Source organism: Flavobacterium sp. CF136 (assembly GCF_000282055.1).
Lineage (GTDB): Bacteria > Bacteroidota > Bacteroidia > Flavobacteriales > Flavobacteriaceae > Flavobacterium.
Genome location: NZ_AKJZ01000045.1, coordinates 23,179 through 48,724, shown reverse-complemented (window position 1 = coordinate 48,724; position 25,546 = coordinate 23,179). Strand labels below are relative to the sequence as shown.

Below are 25,546 nucleotides of genomic sequence, written 5' to 3'. Positions count from 1 at the left end.
AACAATCATTAAATACTACAAACGTTATGTGTTGTAAAGTAATTTCTATCTAACTTTGAGCAAAAGTATTTTATGGATGCTGTAAATTATTATGGTGAATCTTTTGATGAATTGGATACAAATTTAAATTGTAACTCAGTTCCGATACTTTGTTGGGATTTTCATTATGAATCTATAAATGAATTAAAAATATTTTCTTCGGATATAAAAAAAATCAAACAAATTGCGAGTCAATTTAAATGGGATGAAGGAAGTTTAGATATAAATGAACGTCTGAAGGATGAGGTTGTTTTAATAACTGATGTGGAGCAAAAAATAATTTTTGCATCCGAAGGAATTTGTAAAATGACTGGTTATACTGAAAAAGAAGTTTTGGGGAAATTACCAAAAATGTTTCAGGGACCAAAGACTTCAACTGTCGTTTTAAAAGAAATTAGAATAGCAATTGAAAAGCAGACACCTTTTGAAAAGACAATTTTAAATTATAAAAAAAATGGTGAAACCTATAATTGCATTATTCATGGTTTCCCTGTTTTTAACGTCAAAGGAGTATTATCGCATTTTATAGCTTTTGAAAAAGCTGCATAAAAAAAGCCTTTTTGAATTTCAAAAAGGCTTTCGTTTTATAGAGTTCCAGAAAATTTAGTTTTTACTGGATAGTTTTGATAACAATCTTAAGAATTCAATATATAACCAGACTAAAGTTACCATTAGTCCCATAGCTCCGTACCATTCCATGAATTTTGGCATTCTTTCCTGAACACCTTTTTCAATTTGATCGAAATCTAAAAATAAATTTAAAGCAGCAATAATAATTACAAAAACGCTGATTCCGATACTCATCATTGAATTTCCGTAATGTACCGGAGTGAAATTGAAAATCAAAGATGCTAACCAGGAGAATAGGTAATAAGTTGCAATTGCCAGTGTAGCAGCAACAACTACTGATCTGAATTGCTCATTGACTTTCACAATTTTAAATTTATATAAACCTAAACAAACTAAAAAAGTCACTAATGTTGCACCAACTGCATTGATAACAATTCCGGGAAACCTGGCTTCAAAGATGGCCGATATTCCTCCAATAAATAAACCTTCAAACAAGGCATAACCTGGAGCTAAATAAGGAGAAGCTTGTGGTCTGAATGCTGCAATTACAACTAAAATAAGTCCAACAATAGCACCACCAATAGTTGGCAGCATTGCATTTAAACCATTAAATGCCATCCACCATGTTATCATAGCAGACCCGCATAATATTAAAAACAAAACAGCTGTTTTATTGATAGTCCCGGATATAGTCATTTCCTGATTATAATCAATAATTTGTGCCTGATGCACTTCTTCAGCTTTTGAAACAGCATTTGATGAAAAACGCTTGTTGCTTAAAAATGGATTTTTCGAATTGAAGCTCATATTTCTAATACATTTAATTGTACTCAAATATATGGAGTTTTTTTGATGTGAAGTTATTTCTGTAATTTTTTTAACATGATTTTTTCTTCTGAATAAATTCCTCTTAAAATAAAAATCCATCAGCGAATACTGATGGATTTTTATATATCGGGTTCGAAATTTTTATTTCAATAAATCTAAAACTAAAGAAGGAAACAACCCTAAAGCAATATTTAGAATAATAGAAATTACCGCAACAGCATAAATAAGAAATGGTTTTCCGGTACGCTTTTCATTTGCTTCTTTTGAATACATTGCCAAAATTAGTTTGAAATAATATCCAACACTAATAATTGAGTTTACTACTGCTACAATTACTAAAGCAATATAACCAGCCTGAATAGTTTGGTTGAATAAGAACAATTTGGCAAAAAATCCTGAAAAAATTGGAATACCGGCCATGGATAATAATGAACCTGTAAGTATAGCTGCCAGTAATGGATTTGTTTTTCCTAAACCATGAAAGTTTGTAATGTCTTCGTTGTCCTGATTTTTACAAACGTATAAAATAACACTAAACGCAGCGATTCCAGATAATGCATATGCAGCTGTATAGTACAATAAAACACCTGCGGAAGTTGCAATGCTTAATAAAGTCATTAACATAAAACCTGCATGCGAAATTCCTGAAAATGCCAACATACGTTTCACATTTACCTGACGCAATGCCATAATATTACCAACCGTCATCGAAGCAATTGATACAATTACTACAATTGTTTCGAAAGTTCCTAAAAGATCCTGGTTTTCAAGTGATGAAATTAAATTTAACCCACTGATTAATTTATATAAAGTTGCAATTGCAATAACTTTTGCCAAAGTACTCATTAATGCAGTTGTCAACGCAGGAGAACCTTCGTAAACGTCCGGAGCCCAAAAATGAAAAGGAACTGCGGCAACTTTAAATAACATTCCGATTACCATCAAAATCATTCCGATTGGAAACCAGATTGGCAATTCTGCAGATAAAGAGCTTTCATGTATTTCAGCAACGTCAAAACTTCCCATTGCACCATAAATCAAACAAATTCCGAATAAAATAATTCCTGATGCAAATGAACCCATCAAGAAATACTTCATACCTGCTTCGTTACTTTTTAAGTTTAAGCGTTCACTAGCCGCAAGTACATACAAAGCGATTGATAAAATTTCAATTCCTAAGAAAAACATAGCTAAGTTTCCAAAAGATACCATCGCTACACCACCGGCTAATAAAAATATTTTTATAGCAACAAAATCTGAGATTTTTGTTTGATGATTTTCATAAAAATTATGACTTAAGGCTACCAGAAATATTGTCAGAATAATAAACAATGATGAGAATGCAGTTGAGAATTTGCTCACTGTAATCATATTGTTATAATAACTTCCTGTCGACCCAAATTCAGAAAAATTAAGTGCCAAAACAGCCAAAAGTCCAATAATGGTAAAAGGAACGATGGCTTTCCTTAAATTAAGAATTTCAAATAATAGGCAGAAAATACCCAATCCCGTTATAGCTATTAATGTATTCATTTTTGTTTTTTTGATTTAGGAAATCTAAAACTAATGATGCCCTAATTTATTTTTATTTAAAATATTAATTTTTATTGATAACGTTTAAAATGGTTTCTAAACTTGGTGTAATCAAATCTGTAATTGGTTTAGGGTAAAATCCGAAGAAAATTAAAACAGCAATAATTGCTACTAAAGAAATTCCTTCATTTACTGAAATATCAGCGAATGTTTTTGGATTTGTTTCTCCTAACATTACATTTTGAAACATTTTAAGCATATAATAAGCTCCCAAAATAATAGTCGTTCCGCCTAAAACAGCAAACCAAACATTAATTTGAGAAAGACTATATAAAACGGTAAACTCTCCAACAAAGTTAAAAGTACCTGGCAATGCAACTGATGCCAAAACCAAAATTAAAAACATCGAAGTGAATTTTGGAGATTGTATACGTATACCACCCAATTTAGCAATTTCTCTGGTTTCAAATCTTCTGAAAATAATTTCAGCAGCAAAGAATAATCCAACTACAACAAAACCGTGAGCGATCATTTGTAAAACAGCTCCGCGTAAACCATCAACAGTTAAAGTATAAGTTCCTGCAGCAATTAATCCAACGTGGGCTAAAGATGAATAAGCCAATAATTTCTTTAAATCTTTTTGTCTTAAAGCTACTATTGAACCATAGATAACACCGGCAATTCCTAAAGCGATAAAAATATTCATGTATTCTTTTGCTGCAAGAGGAGCAATTGGCAATTGCCAACGAATAACACTGTACAATCCCATTTTTAGCATGATCCCGGATAAAAGCATTGTTCCAACAGTGGGTGCTTTTTGATACACATTTGCCTGCCATGTGTGGAAAGGAATGATTGGAATTTTAATTGCATATGCAAAAAAGAAAGCTAAGAAAATCCAGAATTGCTCACAAGCAGATAAGTTTAATTTATATAAATCTTCGATAAGGAAGCTTCCTGCTTTTTGATATAAATAGATAAAAGCAACTAACATAAATAAAGAACCGGCAAGTGTGTAAATAAAGAATTTTACCACTGCTTTTCTTCTTTCTTCTGCATCACCATTACCCCAAATAAGAGCAATAAAGTAAATTGGAATAAGAGATAATTCCCAAAAAATATAATATAACAAACCATCTGCAGCAAGAAATGTTCCTGTCATTGCAAAGGCCATAAATAAAATTAAAGTGTAAAAACCTTTTGCATTTTTATATTCATTTCCAAAAGAAGAGAATATAATAATTGGAGTTAAAGTAACTGTTAACAAAAGCATTGCCATTGCTAATCCGTCAGCATTTAAAACAAATGAGATTTTAGGTTGTGTAATCCAGGCGTTGATTAAGCTAATGTTTTCACCTGCGTTAAAGTGACTTAACAATACCAAAGAACAGCCCAAAGCTGTTAAACTAAAGAACAAGGCTACTTTTGAAGCTAGTTTGTCACCAACAAAATAAGTGACAAATGCACCAATTAAAAGAATAATTAATATAAGAGAAACGTTCATAGTTATAAAATTATTGAGCTAAAAATATATAGGAAACAATGGCGCAAAGACCCAAAACAAAAACAAAAAGATATAATCCGATACTTCCGTTTTGTAATTTTTTACCTTGAAAACCTATTTCATTGGTTACTTTACCTAATCCGAAAATAAGAGCAGATAAACCAGTTTCGATGTAATCCCTGAAGAATTTAGATAATGCGTTTACTGACCTTACAAATATTGCATCATAAGCTTCATCTACATAATATTTGTTATATAAAACTTTAGTCAAACCTGTAATATTTTCATCTGCTTCAGGAATATTATCTTGTTTAAAATATTTGATGTAAGCAATGAAAATACCGATAAATCCGCCAAGAACAGCAACTCCCATTAAAGTATATTCTGTAGTGCCTAAATGGTGTTCTTCGCCCGCTACTTTCGTGAAAAGTGGAGCTAAATAGTCATTTAACCAACTGTTTCCGGGTAAACTTATTAATCCTCCAAATGTCGCTAAAAGAGCTAAAATCATTAAAGGGAATGTAATCAAACCGTCACTTTCATGTAAATGATGTTTTTGTTCTTCTGTACCTCTAAAGTCTTTAAAGAAAGTTAAGAACATTAATCTGAACATATAAAAAGCAGTCATAATTGAAGCAATAGATCCAATAACATATAATGCTTTGCTATGGTGAAAGGCTGTCATTAAAATTTCATCTTTAGAGAAGAAACCCGAAAATAATGGAACTCCTGAAATTGCTAATGATGAAACTAACATTGTCCAGAAAGTGATTGGCATTGCTTTACGCAAACCGCCCATTTTACGCATATCTTGTTCTCCATATAAACCATGAATTACAGATCCGGAACCTAAGAACAAACAAGCTTTGAAAAATGCGTGTGTGATGACGTGAAAAACAGCTACTTCATAAGCACCAAATCCTAAGGCTAAAAACATTAATCCTAATTGAGAAACGGTAGAGTAGGCTAATACTTTTTTAATATCAGTCTGAACCAAACCTATTGTTGCAGCAACTAATGAAGTTACAGCTCCAATAACTGCGATTACGTTCTGAACATCCGGGGTTAAATCAAAAACAAAGTTTAATCTTGTTACCATAAAAATACCAGCTGTAACCATTGTTGCAGCGTGAATCAATGCAGAAACAGGAGTTGGTCCGGCCATCGCATCAGGTAACCATGTGTATAAAGGAATCTGAGCTGATTTACCACAAGCTCCAATAAATAAACACAATGCAGCTAATGAAAGTAATGGTAAATTTAAATTTGTTGCACCGGAAATTGCAGTTTTTAATGTTGCATAATCTAAAGTGGAGAACATGAAACCAATGATGAATATTCCGATCAAAAGACCTAAATCTCCAATTCTGTTCATGATAAAAGCTTTTTTTGCCGCATCATTGTAATCCTGATTTTTATACCAAAATCCAATTAATAAGTACGAACAAAGCCCTACACCTTCCCAACCAATAAATAAAACCAATAAGTTACTGCCAATTACAAGTGTAATCATAAAAAACACAAACAAGTTCAGGTAGGAGAAGAACTTGTGCATGTTTTCGTCATCATGCATGTAACTAATAGAATATAAATGTATCAATGATCCAATACCAGTTACAAAAAGCAGCCAAAGCAGAGACAATTGATCTAATAAAAATCCAAGATTAATATGAAGATTACTGATTTGAATCCAGTCAAATAATGTAATTTGAATGGCTTTTTGAGTTTGGGTAATTTGATTGAAAAAGAAAATCGTAACTAGAAAGGAAACCACTACAGAAGCAGTCCCGATGATTCCCGAAACTGTTTTGCCTAAGCTTTTTCCAAAGAAAACATTGATTAAAAACCCTAAAAAAGGAGCTAATACTAATACTAAAGCTAAATTGGTATTCATTTCCATTTATCCTTTTAATTTTTTTAAATTATCGATACTAATCGAACCTAAATTTCTAAAGATCGAAACTAAAATAGCCAATCCCACCGCAACTTCAGCTGCAGCAACTGCCATCGAAAAGAAGACAAAAACCTGTCCCTGAGCATCTTGATGGTAAGTCGAAAAAGCTACAAATAAAAGGTTAACTGCATTTAGCATAATTTCTATAGACATGAAAACAATAATAGCATTTCGTCTGTACAATACACCAAAAACACCAATACAGAAAAGTACAACACTTAAAAAGATGTAATTTTCAATACCTATTTGATTTAATATATTACCCATTATTTATTTAATTTTTCTTTTTTAGACAATAATACAGTTCCAATCATCGCTACCAAAAGTAAAATCGATGCAAATTCAAACGGAACCATATATTCGTTCAATAATATTTTACCTAATACTTTAATCGATTGAAAATCTTCACCGGTTGAATCATATGCACCAACAATTGGTTTCGAGTTAATAAAGATTGTAATCAATACAATACATATCAAACAAAATGAGACAATGGCGCCCAAACGTGTAATTCTTGGTCGGTGTACTTCTTTTTGTTCATTCAGGTTCATCAACATGATTGTAAACAGGAATAAAATCATAATCGCTCCCGAATACACTATAATATGAACAATAGCCAAAAATTGAGAATTCAATAATAGATAATGACCGGCAATCGAGAAGAAACAAATTACTAAATAGATAGCACTATGAATCGGATTTCTGCTAAAAATGGTAAGGAAAGCGGTAATTACTGTTATAAACGCAAGGAAACAAAATATAACTTGTACAGTAGTTGCGTGTGCAAAATCAGGAATATGTATCATTAATTAGCGTTTTTAAGTTGAGCATTTTTCATAGCCATATCTAAAGGCATCACTAATTTGTCTTTTCCAAAAATGAAATCTTCTCTTTCATAACTTGAAGGCACCAATACTTTCGAAGTAGTCAGATAGATTGCATCTTTCGGACATGCTTCTTCACATAGACCGCAAAAAATACAGCGAAGCATATTTATTTCATAAATCGAAGCATATTTTTCTTCTCTGTATAAATGTTTTTCGTCTGCTTTACGTTCAGCAGCCTTCATAGTGATAGCTTCAGCAGGGCATGACAAAGCACATAATCCACATGCAGTGCAGTTTTCACGACCTTGTTCATCACGTTTCAACTGGTGTTGACCACGATAAACAGGACTCATTTCACGTACTTGCTCAGGATAATGAATAGTAACTTTTTTTCTGAATAAATGTTTAACAGTAATAAACAATCCTTTCACAATCGCCACAAGATACAATCGCTCTAAAAAAGTCATCTCTTTGTTCGAGACTAACTTTTTTCTACCCGATAATGATATAGTTTCTATTGACATTTTTTTAATTTTTATTTTGAAGCTTAACCTGCTATCCGTTTGTATCTTTTTTGGCAGAAAAGCCAAAAAAGGATACCACTTCTATCAGGGCTAGGGCATTTTGGTATTAATATTATTATTTTTTATAGCCTATTTTGGTTCTTTCGATTTTATGCTCTTGTTTGTCCATCAACTCATCAAGATAAGTAAAGACTAATTCAATGTTTTTGTCGTGATTGATTAATTTTTTCTTAATCATATCCACTTCCAATTTTATATTCAAATTATCAGTCAATAAATCTCCCATACTCACAAAGACTTCAATAATCTTGATACTCATTTGAGTCGCTCTTTCACTTTTCAAGACACTTGCTAATTGCAAAACGCCATGTTCTGTAAAAACATAGGGCAGTGAACCTCCAAGACTTTGATTAGAAGGTATCGCATTTTGCGATACCATTAACTCAACTTCTATTTCATTTAATCGGAACATAAAATGCTCAGGGAATTTTGTACTATTCCTTTTAACTTGTTCCCTTAATCTCCTAGATTCTACCATAAATAATTCTGCTAAATCTCTATCAAGCATCACCTTTTGGTTTCTAATAAAATATATTTTATTAGTTATTATTTCGTTAGGAATGATTATTTGACTCATTATTTATAGCATAAAAATATAATTTCTTTTCTAAGGTGTCGCATTTTGCGACACCTTACAGTTTCCAGTTTTTTATATGTGGTTAAAATTCTGACTCCCTTCTTTTTATTATGAGGTGTTAATTATAAGTTTCTTAAATTTTTAATAATCTTAAAATCCTAAGGCAGCCGCTATATCATGTCTCAAAATAACAACACCTGTAATCATAATATTGATAATCGAAAGCGGAATCAAAATTCTCCAACCCAAATTCATCAATTGGTCATATCTGAATCTCGGAATTGTCCAGCGAACCCACATATAGAAAAATATGAAGAAACATATTTTTACAAACAGAACTGCAATTCCTAAAAGATTAGCTGTATTTACACCAACATTTTCTACCATCCACTGCATTCCCGGATAATTATACCCTCCAAAAAACAATACAGATATAATTGTTGCCGAGATAAACATATTCGCATATTCAGCAAATAAATAGAATCCCATTTTCATCGATGAATATTCTGTATGGTATCCACCAATCAATTCCGACTCACATTCTGCCAAATCAAAAGGAGTTCTGTTTGTTTCTGCAAAAGCACAAATTAAGAAGATCAAGAATGATAACGGTTGGTATAATATGTTCCAATGCCACTCTGATTGTTGTAAAGAAATCTCTTTTAAGCTTAAAGTTCCGGTCATCATCAATAAAGCAATCATCGATAATCCCATGGCAACTTCATAAGAAACCATTTGCGAAGCGGCACGAACAGCTCCCATCAAAGAGAATTTATTGTTTGAAGCCCATCCACCAATCATGATACCGTAAACTCCAACTGAAATTACTCCAAAAACATATAATAAAGCAATGTTGATATCCGTAGCCTGCAAAAGAACGTCTCTTCCAAAAATATGCAATCTGTCTCCCCACGGAATGACAGCACTGGTCATTAAAGCGGTACTCATGGCAATTGCCGGTCCTACAATAAATAAAAATCGGTTTGGTGTATTTGGGAAAAATTCTTCTTTGGAAAATAATTTCAAACCATCGGCAAGAGGTTGTAATAATCCTCCCCATCCGGCTCTGTTAGGTCCTACGCGATCTTGTAAAAATGCTGCTACTTTACGCTCAGCCCAGGTAGAATACATCGCCATGATCATCGTTACGGCAAAAACCACAACAATTACAACACTCTTTTCTATAATAAACGCACCATCTACCATCATTAAGAAATTTTGTTGTTAGTGTTTAATGGAATTTCAGCCATACTAATTTTTTTACGGTCTTCATCTCTGCCTAAAAGAATATTTTTTTCTGTAGCGATTTCTACTTTCTCTAATTTCTGAGTATAGTTATTTTGGTTGATAACAGAATCTTTTTCAAATTCTCTTGGTCCTTCAATAACCCAGTCATTCACATTTTTATGGTCAAAACGACAAGAATTACAGATGAATTCTTCCACTTCGTGGTACTCATCTTTACGACCGGTTACACGTTGAATTTCTCCCCCAAACATCCAGACAGTTGTTTTTCCACAGCATCCCGGAGTAGTACATTCTCTGTGTGCATTATAAGGTTTGTTGAACCAGACTCTTGATTTGAAACGGAAAGTTTTATCAGTCAATGCCCCAACAGGACAAACGTCAATCATATTTCCGGAGAATTCATTGTCGATAGCTTTTGAGATTCCAGTTGAAATATTAGCGTGATCACCACGGTCCAATACTCCGTGAACTCTGTTGTCTGTCAATTGATCTGCAACTTGTACACATCTTTGACATAAAATACAACGGTTCATATGCAGTTGAATATTCGGACCAATATCTTCTGGTTCAAATGTTCTTTTTTCTTCTATAAAACGTGATTTTGGATTTCCGTGTTCGAAACTTAAATTTTGAAGATCACACTCACCAGCCTGATCACAAACCGGGCAATCCAATGGGTGATTAATCAATAAAAATTCAGTCACGGATTTACGGGCTTCGGTAACTCTGTCAGAAGACTTGCTATTTACTTCCATTCCGTCCATGCAGCCAGTCACACAAGATGCCATTAGTTTTGGCATTGGTCTTGGATCAGCTTCACTTCCTTTAGAAACTTCAACTAAACAACAACGGCATTTTCCCCCGCTGCCTTTTAATTTTGAGTAATAACACATGGCTGGAGGAACTAGGTCTCCTCCAATCATACGTGCAGCCTGCAGGATGGTAGTTCCTGGTTCTACGTCAATACTTTGACCGTCTATGGTTACTTTCATCTCTCTTAATGATTTGAATGTCGAAAGCTTAGATATTCAAAAGATTTGCTGTCCTTTTAATACTACTTACTTTGTAACTTTCTTTTATAATTTTATTTATACGATTATTTTACCGCCTACCAAATGCTTCACTTGTGAAAAAGGTTCGGCTGTAAAATGATCTCTGTGTTTTATTTTTTCAGGGAAACGAACGTGGTATTCAAACTCTTCTCTAAAATGACGAATAGCTGCTGCTACTGGCCACGAAGCTGCATCACCAAGCGGACAAATCGTATTCCCTTCGATTTTACTTTGAATACTCCATAATAATTCGATATCCTCTTCACGGCCGTGACCGTTTTCAATACGATGTAATATTTTTTCTAACCAGCCTGTCCCTTCACGGCAAGGTGTACATTGTCCGCAAGATTCGTGGTGGTAAAAACGAGCAAAATTCCATGTATTTCTCACTATACAGGATGTGTCGTTGTACACTATAAACCCTCCTGAACCCAACATCGATCCGGTAGCAAAACCACCATCACTCAAAGATTCGTAAGACATTAAACGATCCTCGCCATTAGCTGTTTTAAAAATTAATTCAGCAGGTAAAATAGGCACTGAAGATCCTCCCGGTACTAATGCTTTCAAAGGTCTGCTTGAAGACATTCCTCCTAAATATTCGTCAGAATTCATGAATTCATCTACGCTTAGACCTAATTCAATTTCATAAACTCCAGGATTTTTGATGTGCCCGGAAGCTGAGATTAATTTAGTTCCTGTAGAACGACCAATTCCAATTTTAGCATATTCATCACCAGAATTGTTGATAATCCATGGCACAGCAGCAATTGTTTCAACATTGTTGACCACGGTTGGATTTGCCCAAAGTCCCGAAACAGCCGGAAATGGTGGTTTAATACGAGGATTTCCTCTTTTACCTTCCAAAGATTCAATAAGTGCAGTCTCTTCTCCGCAAATATATGCTCCGGCTCCACAGTGTACGTATAGGTCTAAATCGTAACCTGTACCTAATATATTTTTTCCTAACCAACCCGCAGCTTTTGCTTCGTTGATTGCTTTTTCCAAAATTTTATAAACCCACATATATTCCCCACGGATGTAGATATATGAGAGGTTTGCACCCAAGGCAAAACTTGAGGTAATCATTCCTTCAATCAATAAGTGAGGAATAAATTCCATCAAATAACGATCTTTAAAAGTCCCTGGCTCAGATTCGTCGGCATTACAAACTAAATGTCTTGGTTTTCCTGATTTTTTATCAATAAAACTCCATTTCATTCCTGCTGGGAAACCAGCTCCACCACGACCACGGATACCTGATTTTTTTACTTCTTCAACAACTTCGTCCGGTGTAAGCGTTTTTAATGCTTTTTCTACAGAAGCATAACCACCATTTTGGCGATATACTTCGTAAGTTTTAATGCCGGGAATATTGATTTTGTCTAATAATATTTTTTTTGACATCTTATTTATCGTGTAATATTATTTTATCATCTCTGCAATCAGCGATTAACTGATCGATTTTATCTTCTGTCAATTTTTCTTTGTAGAAATCGCCCAACTGCATCATCGGAGCATATCCGCAGGCACCTAAACATTCTACTCCGGCAATGGTAAACATTCCATCCGGAGTTGTTTCACCCATTTTAATGCCTAATTTTTCAGAAGTATAATCCATTAAATTTTCGGCACCATTTAAACAACAACAAGAAGTCTGGCAGAATTCGAACATGTATTTTCCAATTGGTTTTTGGTTGTACATGGTATAAAAAGTAACCACTTCGTAAACCTCAATTGGCTTGATATGTAAAATTTCAGCAACTTTATCCTGCAATTCAATACTCAACCAGTTATCATGAGCATCCTGCACTTCGTGCAAAACGGGCAACAAAGCTGATTTTCTTTTATCTTCCGGATAATGACTGATTAATTCATTGATGCGATTCATCAATGTTTCAGTCATATTTATTTCTTGTTTGTAATGTTTTCTTTCCATTCTTAATTTTAGATTTTAGATTTTAGATTTTAGATTTTTTCAATCTTCAATTTATAATCTACATTCTGCAATCTTTTATTAGTTTTTAGATTTTTCAATCTGAATTCTACAATCCTTGAAATATTAGTTTTAGATTTCTTCAATCTGAATTCTAAAATCTACAATCTTTTTACGCGTCTAATTCTCCGGCAATAACATTTAAACTTGATAAAATTACAATTGCATCTGATAATAAAGCACCTTTAATCATTTCGGGATATGCCTGATAATAAATAAAACAAGGTCTTCTGAAATGTAATCTATATGGAGTTCTGCTTCCGTCTGTCACTAAATAAAATCCCAGTTCTCCGTTTCCGCCTTCAACAGGGTGATAAATCTCTGCAACCGGTACAGGAACTTCTCCCATTACAATCTTAAAGTGATAAATTAAAGATTCCATAGAAGTATATACATCTTCTTTTGGAGGAAGGTAATAATCAGGAACTTCAGCATGGTATTCATTTCCCGGAGGCATTTTATCCAATGCTTGACGAATGATGCTTAAACTTTCCCAAACTTCTGCATTACGAACGCAGAAACGATCGTATGTATCACCTGATTTTCCAACAGGAACAATAAAATCAAAATCTTCGTAAGATGAATATGGCTGTGCAACACGTACATCGTAATCTACTCCGGCAGCACGTAAATTCGGACCTGTAAATCCGTAAGACATTGCTTTCTCTGCTGAGATTGCGCCTACGTTTACAGTTCTGTCAAGGAAAATTCTGTTTCTTTCGAATAAATTTTCGAATTCTTTCCAGGCAGCTGGAAATTCTTCAAGGAAAGTATCCAGTTTTTTGAAAGCGGCCGGAGTCCAATCTCTTTCAAAACCACCAATTCTTCCCATATTGGTTGTTAAACGGGCACCACAAATTTCTTCGTAGATTTCGTAAATTTTTTCTCTAAATTGAAAAACATATAAGAAACCGGTATAAGCACCAGTATCAACTCCCAAAATTGAATTACAAATTAAGTGATCTGTAATACGTGCAAGTTCCATTACGATAACTCTTAAATATTGGGCTCTTTTAGGAACTTCAATATTTAATAATTTTTCTAAAGTCATCCACCATCCCATATTATTGATAGGAGAGGAGCAATAGTTCATACGGTCTGTAAGTGGCGTAATCTGATAAAAAGGACGATTTTCGGCAATTTTTTCGAAAGCTCTGTGAATATAGCCAATAGTTGGTTCAGCCTCAAGAATTCTTTCACCATCCATTAACAGGATATTCTGAAAAATACCATGAGTAGCCGGATGTGTAGGCCCTAAATTCAGTACTGAAAGCTCGCTTCCGTCTTCGTTTAGTTTTTCCTTAATTATTTTAGCATAACGATGCTCTGGTGGTAATAATAGTTCTGACATTTTATAATGTTGAATTATTTTTTAGCAATTTGTTGTTGTTCTTCCAAAGAATCTGTCGTCTTTATCTGTTCTTCCGCTGTCTTCCATTGGAAATTCTTTTCGCATTGGGAAAGATATCATTTCATCCATATTCAAAATACGTTTCAGTTGTGGGTGACCAATGAAGTTCACACCAAAGAAATCGTATGTTTCTCTTTCCATCCAATTGGCGCTTAAGAAAATATTTGAAATCGTTTTTATTTCCGGTTTTTCGCCGTTAAGATACACTTTGATTTTAATACGTTTGTTTTCGTACCAGTTGTGCAAATGATATACTATTGCAAACTGATGATCTGTTTCGTTGTCCGGATAATGAATTCCGCATAAATCAGTTAAAAAGTGAAAACGTAAATCTGAATCGTTTTTCAGAAAAAGAATTAAAGCAGTGATTTTATCAGCTGTTGTCTCTAAAGAAAAAATATCTCTTTCCTGTTGAAAGTTAAAAACACTTGAATCAAATGTTTCTGTAAGTTTATCTTGAATAAGGGTGTTTTCTAAAGCCATCTTATGAAATATTATAGGAAGCCAGTAATTCCTGGTATTCTGGAGAGCTTCTGCGTCTTACAGACTCGCTTCTTACCAATTCTTGCAGTTTCATTACGCCATCAACAATTTGTTCCGGTCTCGGAGGGCATCCCGGTACGTAAACGTCAACCGGAATTACTTTGTCTATTCCTTGCAAAACTGAGTATGTATCGAAAATACCACCTGATGAAGCACATGCCCCAACTGCAATTACCCAGCGTGGTTCAGACATTTGTTCGTAAACCTGTCTTAAAATCGGCGCCATTTTTTTAGAAATAGTTCCCATAACCATTAACATATCTGCCTGACGGGGAGAAAAACTCACACGCTCAGAGCCAAAACGTGCCAAATCATAATGAGAAGCCATTGTTGCCATAAACTCGATTCCGCAACAAGAAGTTGCAAAAGGCAATGGCCAAAGAGAATTCGCGCGTGCCATACCTACAACATCATTTAGTTTTGTGGCGAAAAAACCTTCACCAACAACACCTTCAGGAGGGGCAACCATTTTTACATTTGAATCGCTCATTTTATTTTAGATTTTAGATTTCAGATTTTAGATTTGGATAAATCGTAAAAAATTAAAATCAATTTTAATATCATTAAATCTTTGCATTTGAGAAATCTAAAATCTGAAATCTCAAATCGTAAATTGTTATTCCCAGTCTAATGCTTTCTTTTTGATGATATAGAAAAAACCAACTAAAAGCAAAGCCATAAAAACAATCATTTTTAGCATTCCTTCAATGCCAAGTTCTTTAAAGTTTACTGCCCAGGGATAAAGAAAAATTACTTCTACATCAAACAATACAAATAAAATGGCTACCAGGAAGTATTTTACCGAAAATGGAATACGGGCATTACCAACAGATTCGATACCGCACTCGAAGTTTTTGTCTTTAACTTCTGAGGTTCTTTTTGGTCCTAATTTCCCGGAAATAATGATAGTACCAACCACAAAACCAACTGCTAAAATTAGCTGCATTAAGATAGGAAGGTAACTGTATTGATCTGATTGCATAAACTTGGGTTTTTTACTTAAAAAATAAGCCACAAAGATAGCTTTCAACTCTGTAAATCACAAGCTAAAAAATGATTTAAGTTTAGTCAGAAACAAGGTTTAAGTGTAATTTTTATTGATTATAAATAAAAGCTCAGACTTTTACATTTTTTTAACAAGAAAACAAAAAAAAACGTTTCGAAATAAATCGAAACGTTTTAAACCATTCAGAGGCAAAAAAAATAAATTGCTATATTTTTCTTAGATTACTGCTACTTTAGCAGCAACTTTCCCTTTTCTTCCTTCTTCTTCTTCGTAGCTTACTCGGTCACCTTCGCGTAATTCTTCCGCGTTAATTCCTGAAGCGTGAACGAAGATGTCTTTTCCTGTTTCTTCGTCTGTAATGAATCCATAACCTTTAGACTCATTGAAAAATTTTACTGTACCTGTACGCATTGTAATTGTAATAATAATTTATAATAAAGCAAATGTAATATATAAATTCATACAAAAGACACTAAGGTGTTAATTTTTTGTAAAAATTATTGATTTACAGTGTTTTCGGTATTTATATTACATCAAATTTGAGATGGATGACCTTAAATTAAGAATCATTTATTATCGTTTAAGTATTTTTTACAGTTATTTTGCTGTAATAATTATACTACGTATTGTGTTCGTTTGATTTTTTAAATTTAATTAGGATTGAAACAATAAAAAAACAGCAACTATAATTTATAATTGCTGTTTTATATTTCAAATTTTGATATAAAACTATTTCAAATCCAATTTAATTGATAATTCTTTCAATTGCGAATCATCAATTGCAGCCGGAGCATCAATCATAACATCACGTCCTGAATTATTTTTTGGGAACGCAATGAAGTCTCTAATCGTTTCCTGACCGCCCAAAATAGCAACCAAACGGTCTAAACCAAATGCTAATCCACCATGAGGCGGCGCACCAAACTGAAAAGCATCCATTAAGAAGCCAAATTGTGCTTTTGCTTCTTCTTCGCTAAAGCCTAAATATTTGAACATTAATTGTTGAGTGGCTTTATCGTGGATACGAATAGATCCTCCTCCAATTTCGTTTCCGTTTAAGACCATGTCATAAGCATTTGCACGAACTTTTCCCGGTTGCGTTTCTAATAAATGCATGTCTTCCGGTTTTGGAGATGTAAACGGATGGTGCATAGCGTGATAACGACCGCTTTCTTCATCTAATTCCAATAATGGGAAATCAATAACCCATAACGGAGCAAATTCTTCGGGTTTACGCAATCCTAAACGAGTAGCTAATTCCATACGAAGGGCAGAAAGCTGTCCGCGTGTTTTATCAGCAGGACCGGAAAGTACAAAAATCATATCGCCGGATTTTGCTCCGGTAATTTTTGCCCATTGCCCTAAATCATCCTGATCGTAAAATTTATCTACAGAGGATTTAAAAGTTCCGTCGTCGTTACATTTTACGTATACCATTCCTGATGCACCAACTTGTGGACGTTTGACCCAGTCAATTAATCCGTCAATTTCTTTACGGGTATAATTTCCTGCACCGGGAACTGCAATTCCGACAACTAATTCCGCAGTGTTAAAAATCGGAAATTCTTTATGTTGTGCAAATTCGTTTAATTCGCCAAATTTCATTCCGAAACGAATGTCCGGTTTGTCATTTCCGTATGTCTTCATGGCATAATCGTAGGTAATTCTTGGGAATTTATCTACTTCGATACCTTTTATTTCTTTTAATAAATGTCTTGTCAGTCCTTCAAAGACATTCAAAATGTCTTCTTGTTCTACAAATGCCATTTCACAATCGATTTGTGTAAACTCAGGTTGACGGTCTGCACGTAAATCTTCATCACGGAAACATTTCACAATCTGGAAATATTTATCCATTCCGCCTACCATCAAAAGTTGTTTGAAAGTTTGTGGTGATTGTGGCAATGCATAAAATTGCCCTTCGTTCATACGGCTCGGAACCACAAAATCCCTTGCTCCTTCCGGAGTCGATTTTATTAAGTAAGGAGTTTCAACTTCGCAGAAATCTAAATCAGATAAATATTTACGAACTTCCATTGCCACTTTGTGACGGAATAATAAACTGTTTTTTACGGGATTTCTTCTGATATCTAAATAACGATATTTCATTCGGATATCTTCACCGCCATCAGTTTCATCTTCGATAGTGAATGGAGGCGTTAAAGCAGCATTTAAAATAGTTAATTCAGAAACTAAAATTTCGATTTCACCAGTCGGAATGTTTTTGTTTTTGGCTTCACGTTCAATAACAGTTCCTTTTACCTGAATAACGAATTCTCTGCCAAGAGTTTTTGCCAGTTCAAAAACAGTTTTATCGGTACGGCTTTCATCGAAAATAAGTTGTGTAATTCCGTAGCGGTCGCGTAAATCAACCCAATTCATAAATCCTTTATCGCGTGATTTTTGAACCCAACCAGCAAGTGTAACTTCGGTATTAATATTTGAGGCATTTAACTCGCCGCAATTATGACTTCTATACATTGATCAAAATTTTAGACTGCAAAAGTAAACACAAAAAACAAAATAATATAGTAAAGTATGCAACTTGATGAGTATTAAAATAAAATATTTTGTTAACGGGTAAATTTCTCACATATAATTTCTTTAGATTTGAAGTATTAAAAACAAAACAATGTCAATTATGAAAAAAGTTTTTCTTTATAGTTTGATTGTTCTCAGTGCTTTTAGTGGTATTGCCCAGACAAAAAAACAAATAAAATTTACAGCTAAAATTACTAACAGAAATAGTGATACTTTGGTCATTAGAGGAAGAGATAATTTTAAGCAGGTGATTCCGATTAATAAAAAAGAAGTTTTTGTTGCTGCTTTTGAAGCTCCAAAAGGATTTTATCAGTTTTCTGATGGAAAAGAAGTTTCCAGTTTGTATTTAAAACCAGATTCTGAAATTAATTTAACAATGGATGCGAAAGAATTTGACGAAACAATTGTTTATAAAGGTAAGGGTGTAGCCGAAAGTAATTTTTTGGCACAATATGCATTGAAAGAAGAACAATTTCAAAAAGAAGCTTTTACAAAAGAAGCAACGGTTTTTAATACATTATTAGAAGCAAAGAAAAAATCGGATATAGAAAGTATTGAAAAAGGAAATTATGATCCTGAATTTAAAAAGGCTTTATTAAGTTCATTTGAACAGTCTCATCAATATGCTTTGCAAGCTTATGAAAGTGCCGCAAAAGCAAATAAACTTAACGGAAAACCTTCTCCGGATTTTGATTATGAAAATCATAAAGGCGGCAAAACGAAACTTTCGGACTTAAAAGGTAAATATGTTTATATTGATCTTTGGGCAACCTGGTGTGGGCCATGCAGAGGTGAAATTCCTTTTTTACAAAAGATCGAGGAAAAGTACCATGGAAAAAACATTGAGTTTGTGAGTATTTCAATAGATACTGCAAAGGATAATGAAAAATGGAAAAAATTTGTAGCGGATAAAAATTTAGGGGGTGTTCAGCTATTTGCTGATAAGGACTGGCAATCTGATTTTGTTACGAGTTATGGCGTAACGGGAATTCCAAGATTTATATTAATAGATCCAAAAGGAAATATTATAGATTCAGATGCAGACAGACCATCTTCTGCTGAATTACAAGAAAAATTAGACACTTTATTGAAGTAATTGATTAAATTTATAACGTTATAGTGATTTATAATATATTCTAAAACACCAGTAAAACCAATGCTTTAGCGTTGGTTTTTTTGTTTTGTATAAATTCCCAATGTTAAGCTTTTATCCAATGTTATCAAATTGTTAAGTAAAAGTTTTTTTAATGTAAACATTTATCTATATTTGATAAAGATTTGATAACATTAATACCTACAAGATATGAAAAAGTGTGTAATTTTAGTTGCAATATTGTTCTCTGGAATTTTAGTTGCACAGGAAACAAAACCTCAATTGGAAGCTGTTGGAAATAAAGTAAGAGCTACTTACTATTATGAAAATGGTAAAGTACAGCAAGAAGGTTTTTTTAAAGAAGGAAAATTAGATGGGGTTTGGGTGTCGTATGATGTAAATGGAAATAAAAAAGCCATTGCTGAATATTCAGACGGATTGAAAACCGGAAAATGGATTTTCTTTAATGAAAATAATATTTGTCAGGTAGATTATTCAAAAAGCAAAATTAATTCTGTTAAGAGCTTAGAAGAAAAGGTTTTAGCAAATAAATAAAAAATTAATATACACTTAGTTTTAAAAAAAGGGAGCAAAATTTTAGTAAAATTTGCTCCTTTTTTGTGTTTATAGATTATTGCTTTTTTATTTGTTTTCTTTCGGTTTTAATGAAAAAGCTACATACAATGTGATTGAAGCTAAGACAATCCAAAAAACATCAATAAAGAAAATCTGAACCTGATTTTGTGCAAAAGTTTTCCAAAACCAGTTTCCTGTACAGAAACCATTTGCAATTGGAATCATAAACCCTAAAATACTTCCTGAAATTAAACACCATTTATTTGTGAAGTTAATATCTCTCTTTAAAAGAAAAAATATAATTAATACCAGCCAACTGATAAAATAAACAGCATAAATATTTGATTGATTTAACGGATAAAATACTTTACTAGCGATAAACGATAAGGCAGTAACAGGGTACATACTTAAACAAACGGCCAAATATATTCGAACTACTGTGTTGTTAAAACGACGTTTTTTCTCCGGCATGTTTTTCTTATCCCTGGCAACCAACCAAATCATAACTCCGGATATGATTACGAAGCAAGTAATAATGCCAAGTACAAAACTGATTATTTTTAGTGCATAACCACCATAATCACCAAAGTGAATCCGGTATAAAACATTCTTGACTCCATCCAAATATTTGTTCTGGGTTATTGGATCTTTTTTAGCAATAATTTCACCATTGGCAACTTTATAAATTATTTTTCCAACGGCCGTAAATTTCTTGTCATAAGGCATTTTACCTTCAACAATAATATGCATGTTGGTATCTCCGTAATTCTGAATCTGTACAGTGGAAATTTCAAAATCTTTCCAGGTATTTTTTGTTTTTGCAACAAATTCATTAATACTGAAAGGATTGGCTAATTTTTTATTTTCAAATTTAAAAACAGGATTGTTATATTCTAAATCATCATATAATTTATTTTCATCTCCTTTATACAGAGCCATTACGCTTGGTGCCACAATAAGGAGTTTGATCATAAAAAATGCACCGGTAACTGCATAAACAAACTGAAAAGGCAGGCCAATCATCCCTAATGCCGTATGAGCATCAGTCCATAATGTTTTTAATTTTTCTTTGGGGCGGAAAATATAAAAGTTGGATATTATTTTATTCCAATGTAACAGGACTCCGGTAACAATAGCAAATAAGAAAAATAAAGCAATAAAACCAGAAAGGTAGTAACCAACCGGATAGGGAATCTGTGCGAGAAAGTGAAGTCGGTATAAAAATTCGCCTAAAGAATAGGATTCTTCATAAGTCTGCGTTTTGAAATTTTTGGTGTCTAAATAAAAAAACTGGCTTTCTTTTAGTTTAGCAGGAGCCAGAGTATCTTTGGTACCTTCCATGTAAATATTTACACGTCTTTCATTACCGGATTTAGAAATAGAAATGTTTCTTCCGGCTAATATATATTTCCTGTTTAAAGTGTCTAAAGTTACATCGTAGTTAATCTGGGTTTCTTTGTATGGAGAAACAGATTCGCCTCGTTCCCAATTGATGGTTTCGTCCCTGAAAAAAGAAAAAGATCCTGCAAAGAAAATAACAAACAATACAACGCTAATTACAATACCGCTTACAGTATGCGTATGAAAATAGATATTATAGTTTCTGTTATTCATGAATTATTTTATAATAGGGTTATAGGTTTGTCCGAGATAAATGATACCACAGAAAAGTAAAGTCAGCAGTAAATAAATTCCCCAGATTTTCCATCCATTTTTTGCTAAAAAGGCAATAACCATTAAGGCAACCCAAAGAATAAATCCGCTATAAGCCATTGTAATTATAATATTTACATGATTAATCCAAGATGCCAAAGCCAGATGAAAACTGACCGAAACAAAATAGCCGCCAAGTATGGCTGCTGTTATTTTGGCAAAACGCTGCCATTTTGATTGCGTTAAGTATTTAGGATTTGCAGGCATATTTAGGCGTAATAAAATTCTAATAAACCTATTATTATTAAAAGGATCAATAGTGTTGTGTGACTTATTTTTTTTAGGGGGGTTAACAATACAATTAAACTTCCAATTACCATTAACTGAATAAAGAACATAAGAGTTCCACAACCTAAAGATTGTGTAAAAAGCCAAAAGCCATATGCAGATAAAAGCAAACTTAATCCGATAATTTTGGTTTGCTTTGGATTTTTTTGCATCCATTTTTCAAAACCTGAATCATACGACAAAACTGCTTTTTTTGAAGTGTAATATAAGGTGTAAAAAGCTAAAAAAACGATAAGGCTGGCTATTGTTATCATAGTTTTAAAGTTTAAATATCTTCATAATCATTTAGAATCGTTTTTGATATTGCAAATCTAATACATGAATCAAAGTAAAGCAAATTATTTTTATTTATTCTAAATAAAGAATTCTAAATAAAAAAGCCTGTTCATTAATTTGAACAGGCTTTAAAATCTAAAATTAAATTATGTATTAATGGGTATGTTTCGGATTAAAACCGTCTTCACTTAATTCAGCATGCACATAATCGGCAACCATTTCAGCTTCGTAGTCGATTTTTTCTCCATTAGAGAATTTATGAATGATTTTCTCCATGATATTATAAATTACTGGAACAACAATCAAGGTTAGGAATAACGAAGAAATTAATCCCCCGATAATTACCCATGCCAAACCATTTTTCCACTCAGCTCCTGCTCCGGATGCCAATGCAATTGGGAACATACCGAATACCATCGCAATTGTAGTCATCAAAATCGGACGCAAACGAGCATGGTTTGCCTGAATTAATGCTGTTCTGATCGATTCTCCGGCAGCTCTTCGCTGATTGGTATAATCGACAAGCATGATCGCATTCTTACACACCAGACCAATCAACATGATAATACCTAATATCGTAAAGATGTTTAATGTATTGTTTGTTAAAGCCAGTGCTAACATCGCTCCGATAAATGATAGCGGAATAGCAAATAATACCACAAACGGGTGAACGAAACTGTCATATAAACCAACCATTACCAGATAAACTAAAATAATAGCAGCCAGTAAAGCGATTCCTAAAGTACCAAAACCTTCACTTTGATTTTCCTGATCACCTCCCCAGATATAGTTTACACCAACTGGTTTTTTAAGCTTGTCTAATTTTTCCTGCCATTGGGTAACAATTGTTCCTGAAGCAACCCCAACGTTTTGTCCCTGTACTGTTACCGAAGCTGATTTATCTCTTCGTTCTAACTGGCTAGGCCCTGAACCTTCGGTAATCGTTGCAAATTGTGATAACTTAATTTGTTGACCAGCTGAATTAATAAAAATCAAATTACTAACGTCAGTAACACTTTTTCGATCAAAAGCATTATACTTAATATTGATGTCATATTCATATTCGCCGGCTCTGTATTTACCATCGGTGTTTCCACTATAAGCTGTTTGCATCGTTGTACCAACAGTTTGTAAAGTCAATCCTAAAGCGGCCATTTTATCACGATCTACCTTAACGTTGATTTCAGGATTACCGTCTTCAACTGTTAATTTAATCTCTGTTGTTCCGGGGATTTTACGTAATTCAGCTTCAGCTAATTTAGCAAAAGCCATGGCGCTTTCGGTTGAAGGACCTGTTACGATCAAGCCTAGAGTTGCATTATCAGCAGTTCCTAAAATACCAACCGGAACCGTTTTAACTTTGGCACCAACTAATACTTTTTCTAATTTACGTTTGATTTTAGCAGCGTATACAGAAGCTCCATCAGTACGATCTTTTTGCTCAATCATTTTAACATCAATCTCTGCTTTGTAAGCTGTAGCTTGCGATGCTCCAAGTCCTTCACTGGTTTGTCCTACAGTTGTAATTTGACTGTGAACATATTCTTGTGTTTTCAAAAAGGCTTCTGCTTTTTGTGTCATAAAGTTAGTTTGTTCTAACGAAGCATCTTTTGGCATTTCGATCTGAACTAAAAACTCACCACTATCAGATGCAGCAAAAAACTCACCACCAATGAAACCTCCACCCATTAATCCTACAGTTGATCCAAAGAATAAAACCAATACAATTAAAATGGTTTTAATATAATGATCTAAACACCAGGTCAATAATTCAGAAACCCAGTTTGTAAAACGTGTTAAATAATTTTCGAAACCAAGAATGATTCTTCCAAATAAATTTTTCCCTTCAATATGTTCTAATTTACCATAACGAGATGATAACCATGGAATAATAGTGAATGAAGCTAAAAGCGATAGTAAAGTTGAAATAATTACGGTAACACAAAATTGTGTAATAATATTAGAAACCAAACCGGAACTCATTGCAATAGGCAGGAATACCACCACAATTACCAATGTAATCGAAGTTACAGTTCCACCAATTTCGGCGGTACCATCATAGGAAGCACGAATTTTGCTTTTACCCATTTCCATGTGCCTGTAAATATTCTCGAGGACCACAATGGCATCATCGACCAGAATACCTACAACCAGAGATAATCCTAACAAACTCATTAAGTTCAGGGTGTATCCCATTAAATAAATACCAATAAATGTTGCAATCAAAGATGCCGGAATAGATACCATTACAATCAATGAGTTTCTAATACTGTGCAGGAAGAACAACATTACGAGAGCCACCAAAATTACTGCAATCAATAAATCGTGTACAACAGAATCTGCCGCTTCCAAAGTAAAGATTGTACTGTCTTTTGCAACTTCTAATTTTAATTTATTTTTTTCATAATCTTTTTCAAGAGTGGCAATCGTTTTCAATAATTGCTCACTTACCGCAACCGCATTTGCATCTGATTGTTTGATAATTTGTAAAACAATGGCACTTTTTTGATCAACACGGGATATTTTTTCAGCGATTTTTTGAGTATCCTGAACGTCTGCGATATCACTTAAACGAATTTGAATTCCGTTTTGAGATGAAACCACCAAGTTTCTTAATTCCTCAACATTTTTATATTTACCTGCTAAACGAATTAATATTTTTTGATCACGGGTCTGGATGTTTCCTGTTGGGAAATCTAAGTTCGAAGTCAAAATAGTTTGCTGAACCTGAGGAATCGAAAGTCCGTATCCCTGCATTTTTACAGCGTCAAGGTTAACCTGAATCTCACGTTCCTGACCACCAATAATGTTTACCTGTGCCACACCTTGTACACGGGATAAGATTGGTGCAATTTTTTTGTCAATTAAGTCATAAAATGCTGCCTCGTCCATTTTTCCATTGGCACCAATGGTCATAATTGGCAAATCACTCAACGAGAATTTGGTTAGCGAAGGCGTTTCAGCATCGTCCGGCAAATCACTAATGATGGCATTGATTTTTCGCTGAGCGTCATTCATAGAGAAATCGACCTTTGCATTTGATGTCAAAGTGATTGAAACGATTGACAAACTCTCGTAAGATTTCGAGTCGATTTTCTTGATATTCTCTAAGGATGCAATCGCATCTTCAATTTTCTTAGTCACCGTGTTTTCTACCTCACTCGGAGAAGCTCCGGGATAAATAGTAGAAATTGTAATAACGTTTTGTTCAAATTTTGGAATCAGCTCATAGCCTAACTGGCTGTAGCTGAACAATCCACCAAGAGTCAGAATTGTAAACAATACAATTACCAACGACGGACGTTTTATGGATATTTCGGCTAATTTCATATATTTTGCTTTAGGCTTTAGGCTTTAGGCAATAAGCTTAATGCTTATGGCGTATAG

General features: G+C 33.7%; 25 protein-coding genes. 3 read left to right on the top strand and 22 right to left on the bottom strand.

Annotation, left to right across the window (positions count from 1 at the left end; all coding sequences use genetic code 11):
• Positions 1-72: 72 nt before the first annotated feature.
• Entirely contained in the window at positions 73-588 is a 516-nt protein-coding gene (locus PMI10_RS14215) for a PAS domain-containing protein (RefSeq protein ID WP_007809130.1), read from the top strand.
• A gap of 54 nt (positions 589-642) precedes the next feature.
• Here the strand turns inward: PMI10_RS14215 and PMI10_RS14210 are convergent, their stop codons facing one another.
• The 18 genes from PMI10_RS14210 to aspS form a co-directional block, all read right to left on the bottom strand.
• The gene (locus PMI10_RS14210) at positions 643-1,416 is read right to left on the bottom strand and encodes a Bax inhibitor-1/YccA family protein (protein ID WP_007809127.1); all 774 of its coding nucleotides are present in this window, start codon (positions 1,414-1,416) and stop codon (positions 643-645) included.
• A gap of 162 nt (positions 1,417-1,578) precedes the next feature.
• A complete protein-coding gene (locus PMI10_RS14205; RefSeq protein ID WP_007809125.1) occupies positions 1,579-2,970 on the bottom strand; it encodes an NADH-quinone oxidoreductase subunit N in 1,392 nt (463 codons plus the stop codon).
• Positions 2,971-3,034: 64 nt separating this feature from the next.
• On the bottom strand, positions 3,035-4,474 hold the full coding sequence (locus PMI10_RS14200) for a complex I subunit 4 family protein (protein ID WP_007809123.1): 1,440 nt from the start codon (positions 4,472-4,474) through the stop codon (positions 3,035-3,037).
• Positions 4,475-4,484: 10 nt separating this feature from the next.
• Positions 4,485-6,368 carry an NADH-quinone oxidoreductase subunit L gene (nuoL, locus tag PMI10_RS14195; RefSeq protein WP_035631915.1) on the bottom strand — a complete coding sequence of 628 codons (1,884 nt, stop codon included), beginning with the start codon at positions 6,366-6,368 and terminating at the stop codon, positions 4,485-4,487.
• Between the two features lie 6 nt (positions 6,369-6,374).
• Positions 6,375-6,695: an NADH-quinone oxidoreductase subunit NuoK gene (gene nuoK, locus PMI10_RS14190; RefSeq protein WP_007809119.1), complete on the bottom strand. Its 321-nt coding sequence runs from the start codon at positions 6,693-6,695 to the stop codon at positions 6,375-6,377.
• Positions 6,695-7,234 (bottom strand): NADH-quinone oxidoreductase subunit J family protein, encoded by a 540-nt coding sequence (locus PMI10_RS14185; protein WP_007809117.1) that lies wholly within the window; start codon positions 7,232-7,234, stop codon positions 6,695-6,697. The genes nuoK and PMI10_RS14185 overlap by 1 nt, the downstream gene beginning before the upstream one ends.
• Positions 7,234-7,779 carry a NuoI/complex I 23 kDa subunit family protein gene (locus PMI10_RS14180; protein ID WP_007809115.1) on the bottom strand — a complete coding sequence of 182 codons (546 nt, stop codon included), beginning with the start codon at positions 7,777-7,779 and terminating at the stop codon, positions 7,234-7,236. Before PMI10_RS14180 ends, PMI10_RS14185 begins: the two co-directional genes overlap by 1 nt.
• A 115-nt stretch (positions 7,780-7,894) precedes the next feature.
• Positions 7,895-8,416: an ORF6N domain-containing protein gene (locus PMI10_RS14175; protein WP_007809113.1), complete on the bottom strand. Its 522-nt coding sequence runs from the start codon at positions 8,414-8,416 to the stop codon at positions 7,895-7,897.
• 150 nt (positions 8,417-8,566) lie between these two features.
• The gene (gene nuoH, locus PMI10_RS14170; protein ID WP_007809111.1) at positions 8,567-9,625 is read right to left on the bottom strand and encodes an NADH-quinone oxidoreductase subunit NuoH; all 1,059 of its coding nucleotides are present in this window, start codon (positions 9,623-9,625) and stop codon (positions 8,567-8,569) included.
• Positions 9,625-10,656 (bottom strand): 2Fe-2S iron-sulfur cluster-binding protein, encoded by a 1,032-nt coding sequence (locus tag PMI10_RS14165; RefSeq protein WP_007809109.1) that lies wholly within the window; start codon positions 10,654-10,656, stop codon positions 9,625-9,627. Before PMI10_RS14165 ends, nuoH begins: the two co-directional genes overlap by 1 nt.
• 96 nt (positions 10,657-10,752) lie before the next feature.
• Positions 10,753-12,123 carry an NADH-quinone oxidoreductase subunit NuoF gene (gene nuoF, locus PMI10_RS14160; RefSeq protein WP_007809107.1) on the bottom strand — a complete coding sequence of 457 codons (1,371 nt, stop codon included), beginning with the start codon at positions 12,121-12,123 and terminating at the stop codon, positions 10,753-10,755.
• A 1-nt stretch (position 12,124) separates the two neighbouring features.
• Positions 12,125-12,655: a complex I 24 kDa subunit family protein gene (locus PMI10_RS14155; protein WP_007809106.1), complete on the bottom strand. Its 531-nt coding sequence runs from the start codon at positions 12,653-12,655 to the stop codon at positions 12,125-12,127.
• Positions 12,656-12,824: 169 nt separating this feature from the next.
• Positions 12,825-14,063 (bottom strand): NADH-quinone oxidoreductase subunit D, encoded by a 1,239-nt coding sequence (locus tag PMI10_RS14150; RefSeq protein ID WP_007809104.1) that lies wholly within the window; start codon positions 14,061-14,063, stop codon positions 12,825-12,827.
• 21 nt (positions 14,064-14,084) lie between these two features.
• On the bottom strand, positions 14,085-14,606 hold the full coding sequence (locus PMI10_RS14145; protein WP_007809102.1) for an NADH-quinone oxidoreductase subunit C: 522 nt from the start codon (positions 14,604-14,606) through the stop codon (positions 14,085-14,087).
• A gap of 1 nt (position 14,607) precedes the next feature.
• Positions 14,608-15,156, bottom strand: a complete 549-nt coding sequence (locus tag PMI10_RS14140; protein WP_007809100.1) for an NADH-quinone oxidoreductase subunit B — start codon at positions 15,154-15,156, stop codon at positions 14,608-14,610.
• Between the two features lie 126 nt (positions 15,157-15,282).
• Entirely contained in the window at positions 15,283-15,648 is a 366-nt protein-coding gene (locus PMI10_RS14135) for an NADH-quinone oxidoreductase subunit A (protein ID WP_007809098.1), read from the bottom strand.
• A 240-nt stretch (positions 15,649-15,888) separates the two neighbouring features.
• Positions 15,889-16,083 carry a cold-shock protein gene (locus PMI10_RS14130; RefSeq protein ID WP_007137066.1) on the bottom strand — a complete coding sequence of 65 codons (195 nt, stop codon included), beginning with the start codon at positions 16,081-16,083 and terminating at the stop codon, positions 15,889-15,891.
• Between the two features lie 318 nt (positions 16,084-16,401).
• Positions 16,402-18,153: an aspartate--tRNA ligase gene (gene aspS / locus PMI10_RS14125; RefSeq protein ID WP_007809089.1), complete on the bottom strand. Its 1,752-nt coding sequence runs from the start codon at positions 18,151-18,153 to the stop codon at positions 16,402-16,404.
• A 160-nt stretch (positions 18,154-18,313) separates the two neighbouring features.
• Here aspS and PMI10_RS14120 point away from each other — a divergent pair, with 160 nt between their 5' ends.
• On the top strand, positions 18,314-19,309 hold the full coding sequence (locus PMI10_RS14120; RefSeq protein ID WP_035631912.1) for a TlpA family protein disulfide reductase: 996 nt from the start codon (positions 18,314-18,316) through the stop codon (positions 19,307-19,309).
• A gap of 207 nt (positions 19,310-19,516) precedes the next feature.
• Positions 19,517-19,861, top strand: coding sequence for a toxin-antitoxin system YwqK family antitoxin (locus tag PMI10_RS14115; protein ID WP_007809085.1), 345 nt, complete (start codon positions 19,517-19,519; stop codon positions 19,859-19,861).
• An 87-nt stretch (positions 19,862-19,948) separates the two neighbouring features.
• On the opposite strand, the gene PMI10_RS14110 is transcribed toward PMI10_RS14115, so the two are convergent.
• From PMI10_RS14110 to PMI10_RS14095, 4 genes are all read right to left on the bottom strand, one after another.
• Positions 19,949-21,496: a PepSY-associated TM helix domain-containing protein gene (locus PMI10_RS14110; protein ID WP_007809083.1), complete on the bottom strand. Its 1,548-nt coding sequence runs from the start codon at positions 21,494-21,496 to the stop codon at positions 19,949-19,951.
• A gap of 3 nt (positions 21,497-21,499) precedes the next feature.
• Complete coding sequence (locus PMI10_RS14105) at positions 21,500-21,802, bottom strand: hypothetical protein (protein WP_007809081.1); 303 nt, start codon at positions 21,800-21,802, stop codon at positions 21,500-21,502.
• Between the two features lie 2 nt (positions 21,803-21,804).
• A complete protein-coding gene (locus PMI10_RS14100) occupies positions 21,805-22,137 on the bottom strand; it encodes a hypothetical protein (protein WP_007809078.1) in 333 nt (110 codons plus the stop codon).
• A gap of 175 nt (positions 22,138-22,312) precedes the next feature.
• Positions 22,313-25,489: an efflux RND transporter permease subunit gene (locus PMI10_RS14095; RefSeq protein ID WP_007809075.1), complete on the bottom strand. Its 3,177-nt coding sequence runs from the start codon at positions 25,487-25,489 to the stop codon at positions 22,313-22,315.
• Positions 25,490-25,546 lie beyond the last annotated feature (57 nt).

Coding starts and splice junctions, on each gene's coding strand:
- PMI10_RS14115 (WP_007809085.1), top strand. CDS start 19,517: ATGAAAAAGTGTGTAATTTTAGTTGCAATATTGTTCTCTGGAATTTTA.
- PMI10_RS14210 (WP_007809127.1), bottom strand. CDS start 1,416: ATGAGCTTCAATTCGAAAAATCCATTTTTAAGCAACAAGCGTTTTTCA.
- PMI10_RS14205 (WP_007809125.1), bottom strand. CDS start 2,970: ATGAATACATTAATAGCTATAACGGGATTGGGTATTTTCTGCCTATTA.
- PMI10_RS14120 (WP_035631912.1), top strand. CDS start 18,314: ATGAAAAAAGTTTTTCTTTATAGTTTGATTGTTCTCAGTGCTTTTAGT.
- nuoK (WP_007809119.1), bottom strand. CDS start 6,695: ATGGGTAATATATTAAATCAAATAGGTATTGAAAATTACATCTTTTTA.
- PMI10_RS14095 (WP_007809075.1), bottom strand. CDS start 25,489: ATGAAATTAGCCGAAATATCCATAAAACGTCCGTCGTTGGTAATTGTA.
- PMI10_RS14105 (WP_007809081.1), bottom strand. CDS start 21,802: ATGCCTGCAAATCCTAAATACTTAACGCAATCAAAATGGCAGCGTTTT.
- PMI10_RS14185 (WP_007809117.1), bottom strand. CDS start 7,234: ATGATACATATTCCTGATTTTGCACACGCAACTACTGTACAAGTTATA.
- PMI10_RS14180 (WP_007809115.1), bottom strand. CDS start 7,779: ATGTCAATAGAAACTATATCATTATCGGGTAGAAAAAAGTTAGTCTCG.
- PMI10_RS14140 (WP_007809100.1), bottom strand. CDS start 15,156: ATGAGCGATTCAAATGTAAAAATGGTTGCCCCTCCTGAAGGTGTTGTT.
- PMI10_RS14165 (WP_007809109.1), bottom strand. CDS start 10,656: ATGAAAGTAACCATAGACGGTCAAAGTATTGACGTAGAACCAGGAACT.
- nuoH (WP_007809111.1), bottom strand. CDS start 9,625: ATGATGGTAGATGGTGCGTTTATTATAGAAAAGAGTGTTGTAATTGTT.
- PMI10_RS14215 (WP_007809130.1), top strand. CDS start 73: ATGGATGCTGTAAATTATTATGGTGAATCTTTTGATGAATTGGATACA.
- PMI10_RS14130 (WP_007137066.1), bottom strand. CDS start 16,083: ATGCGTACAGGTACAGTAAAATTTTTCAATGAGTCTAAAGGTTATGGA.
- aspS (WP_007809089.1), bottom strand. CDS start 18,153: ATGTATAGAAGTCATAATTGCGGCGAGTTAAATGCCTCAAATATTAAT.
- PMI10_RS14145 (WP_007809102.1), bottom strand. CDS start 14,606: ATGGCTTTAGAAAACACCCTTATTCAAGATAAACTTACAGAAACATTT.
- nuoL (WP_035631915.1), bottom strand. CDS start 6,368: ATGAATACCAATTTAGCTTTAGTATTAGTATTAGCTCCTTTTTTAGGG.
- PMI10_RS14155 (WP_007809106.1), bottom strand. CDS start 12,655: ATGGAAAGAAAACATTACAAACAAGAAATAAATATGACTGAAACATTG.
- nuoF (WP_007809107.1), bottom strand. CDS start 12,123: ATGTCAAAAAAAATATTATTAGACAAAATCAATATTCCCGGCATTAAA.
- PMI10_RS14150 (WP_007809104.1), bottom strand. CDS start 14,063: ATGTCAGAACTATTATTACCACCAGAGCATCGTTATGCTAAAATAATT.
- PMI10_RS14200 (WP_007809123.1), bottom strand. CDS start 4,474: ATGAACGTTTCTCTTATATTAATTATTCTTTTAATTGGTGCATTTGTC.
- PMI10_RS14175 (WP_007809113.1), bottom strand. CDS start 8,416: ATGAGTCAAATAATCATTCCTAACGAAATAATAACTAATAAAATATAT.
- PMI10_RS14135 (WP_007809098.1), bottom strand. CDS start 15,648: ATGCAATCAGATCAATACAGTTACCTTCCTATCTTAATGCAGCTAATT.
- PMI10_RS14100 (WP_007809078.1), bottom strand. CDS start 22,137: ATGATAACAATAGCCAGCCTTATCGTTTTTTTAGCTTTTTACACCTTA.
- PMI10_RS14110 (WP_007809083.1), bottom strand. CDS start 21,496: ATGAATAACAGAAACTATAATATCTATTTTCATACGCATACTGTAAGC.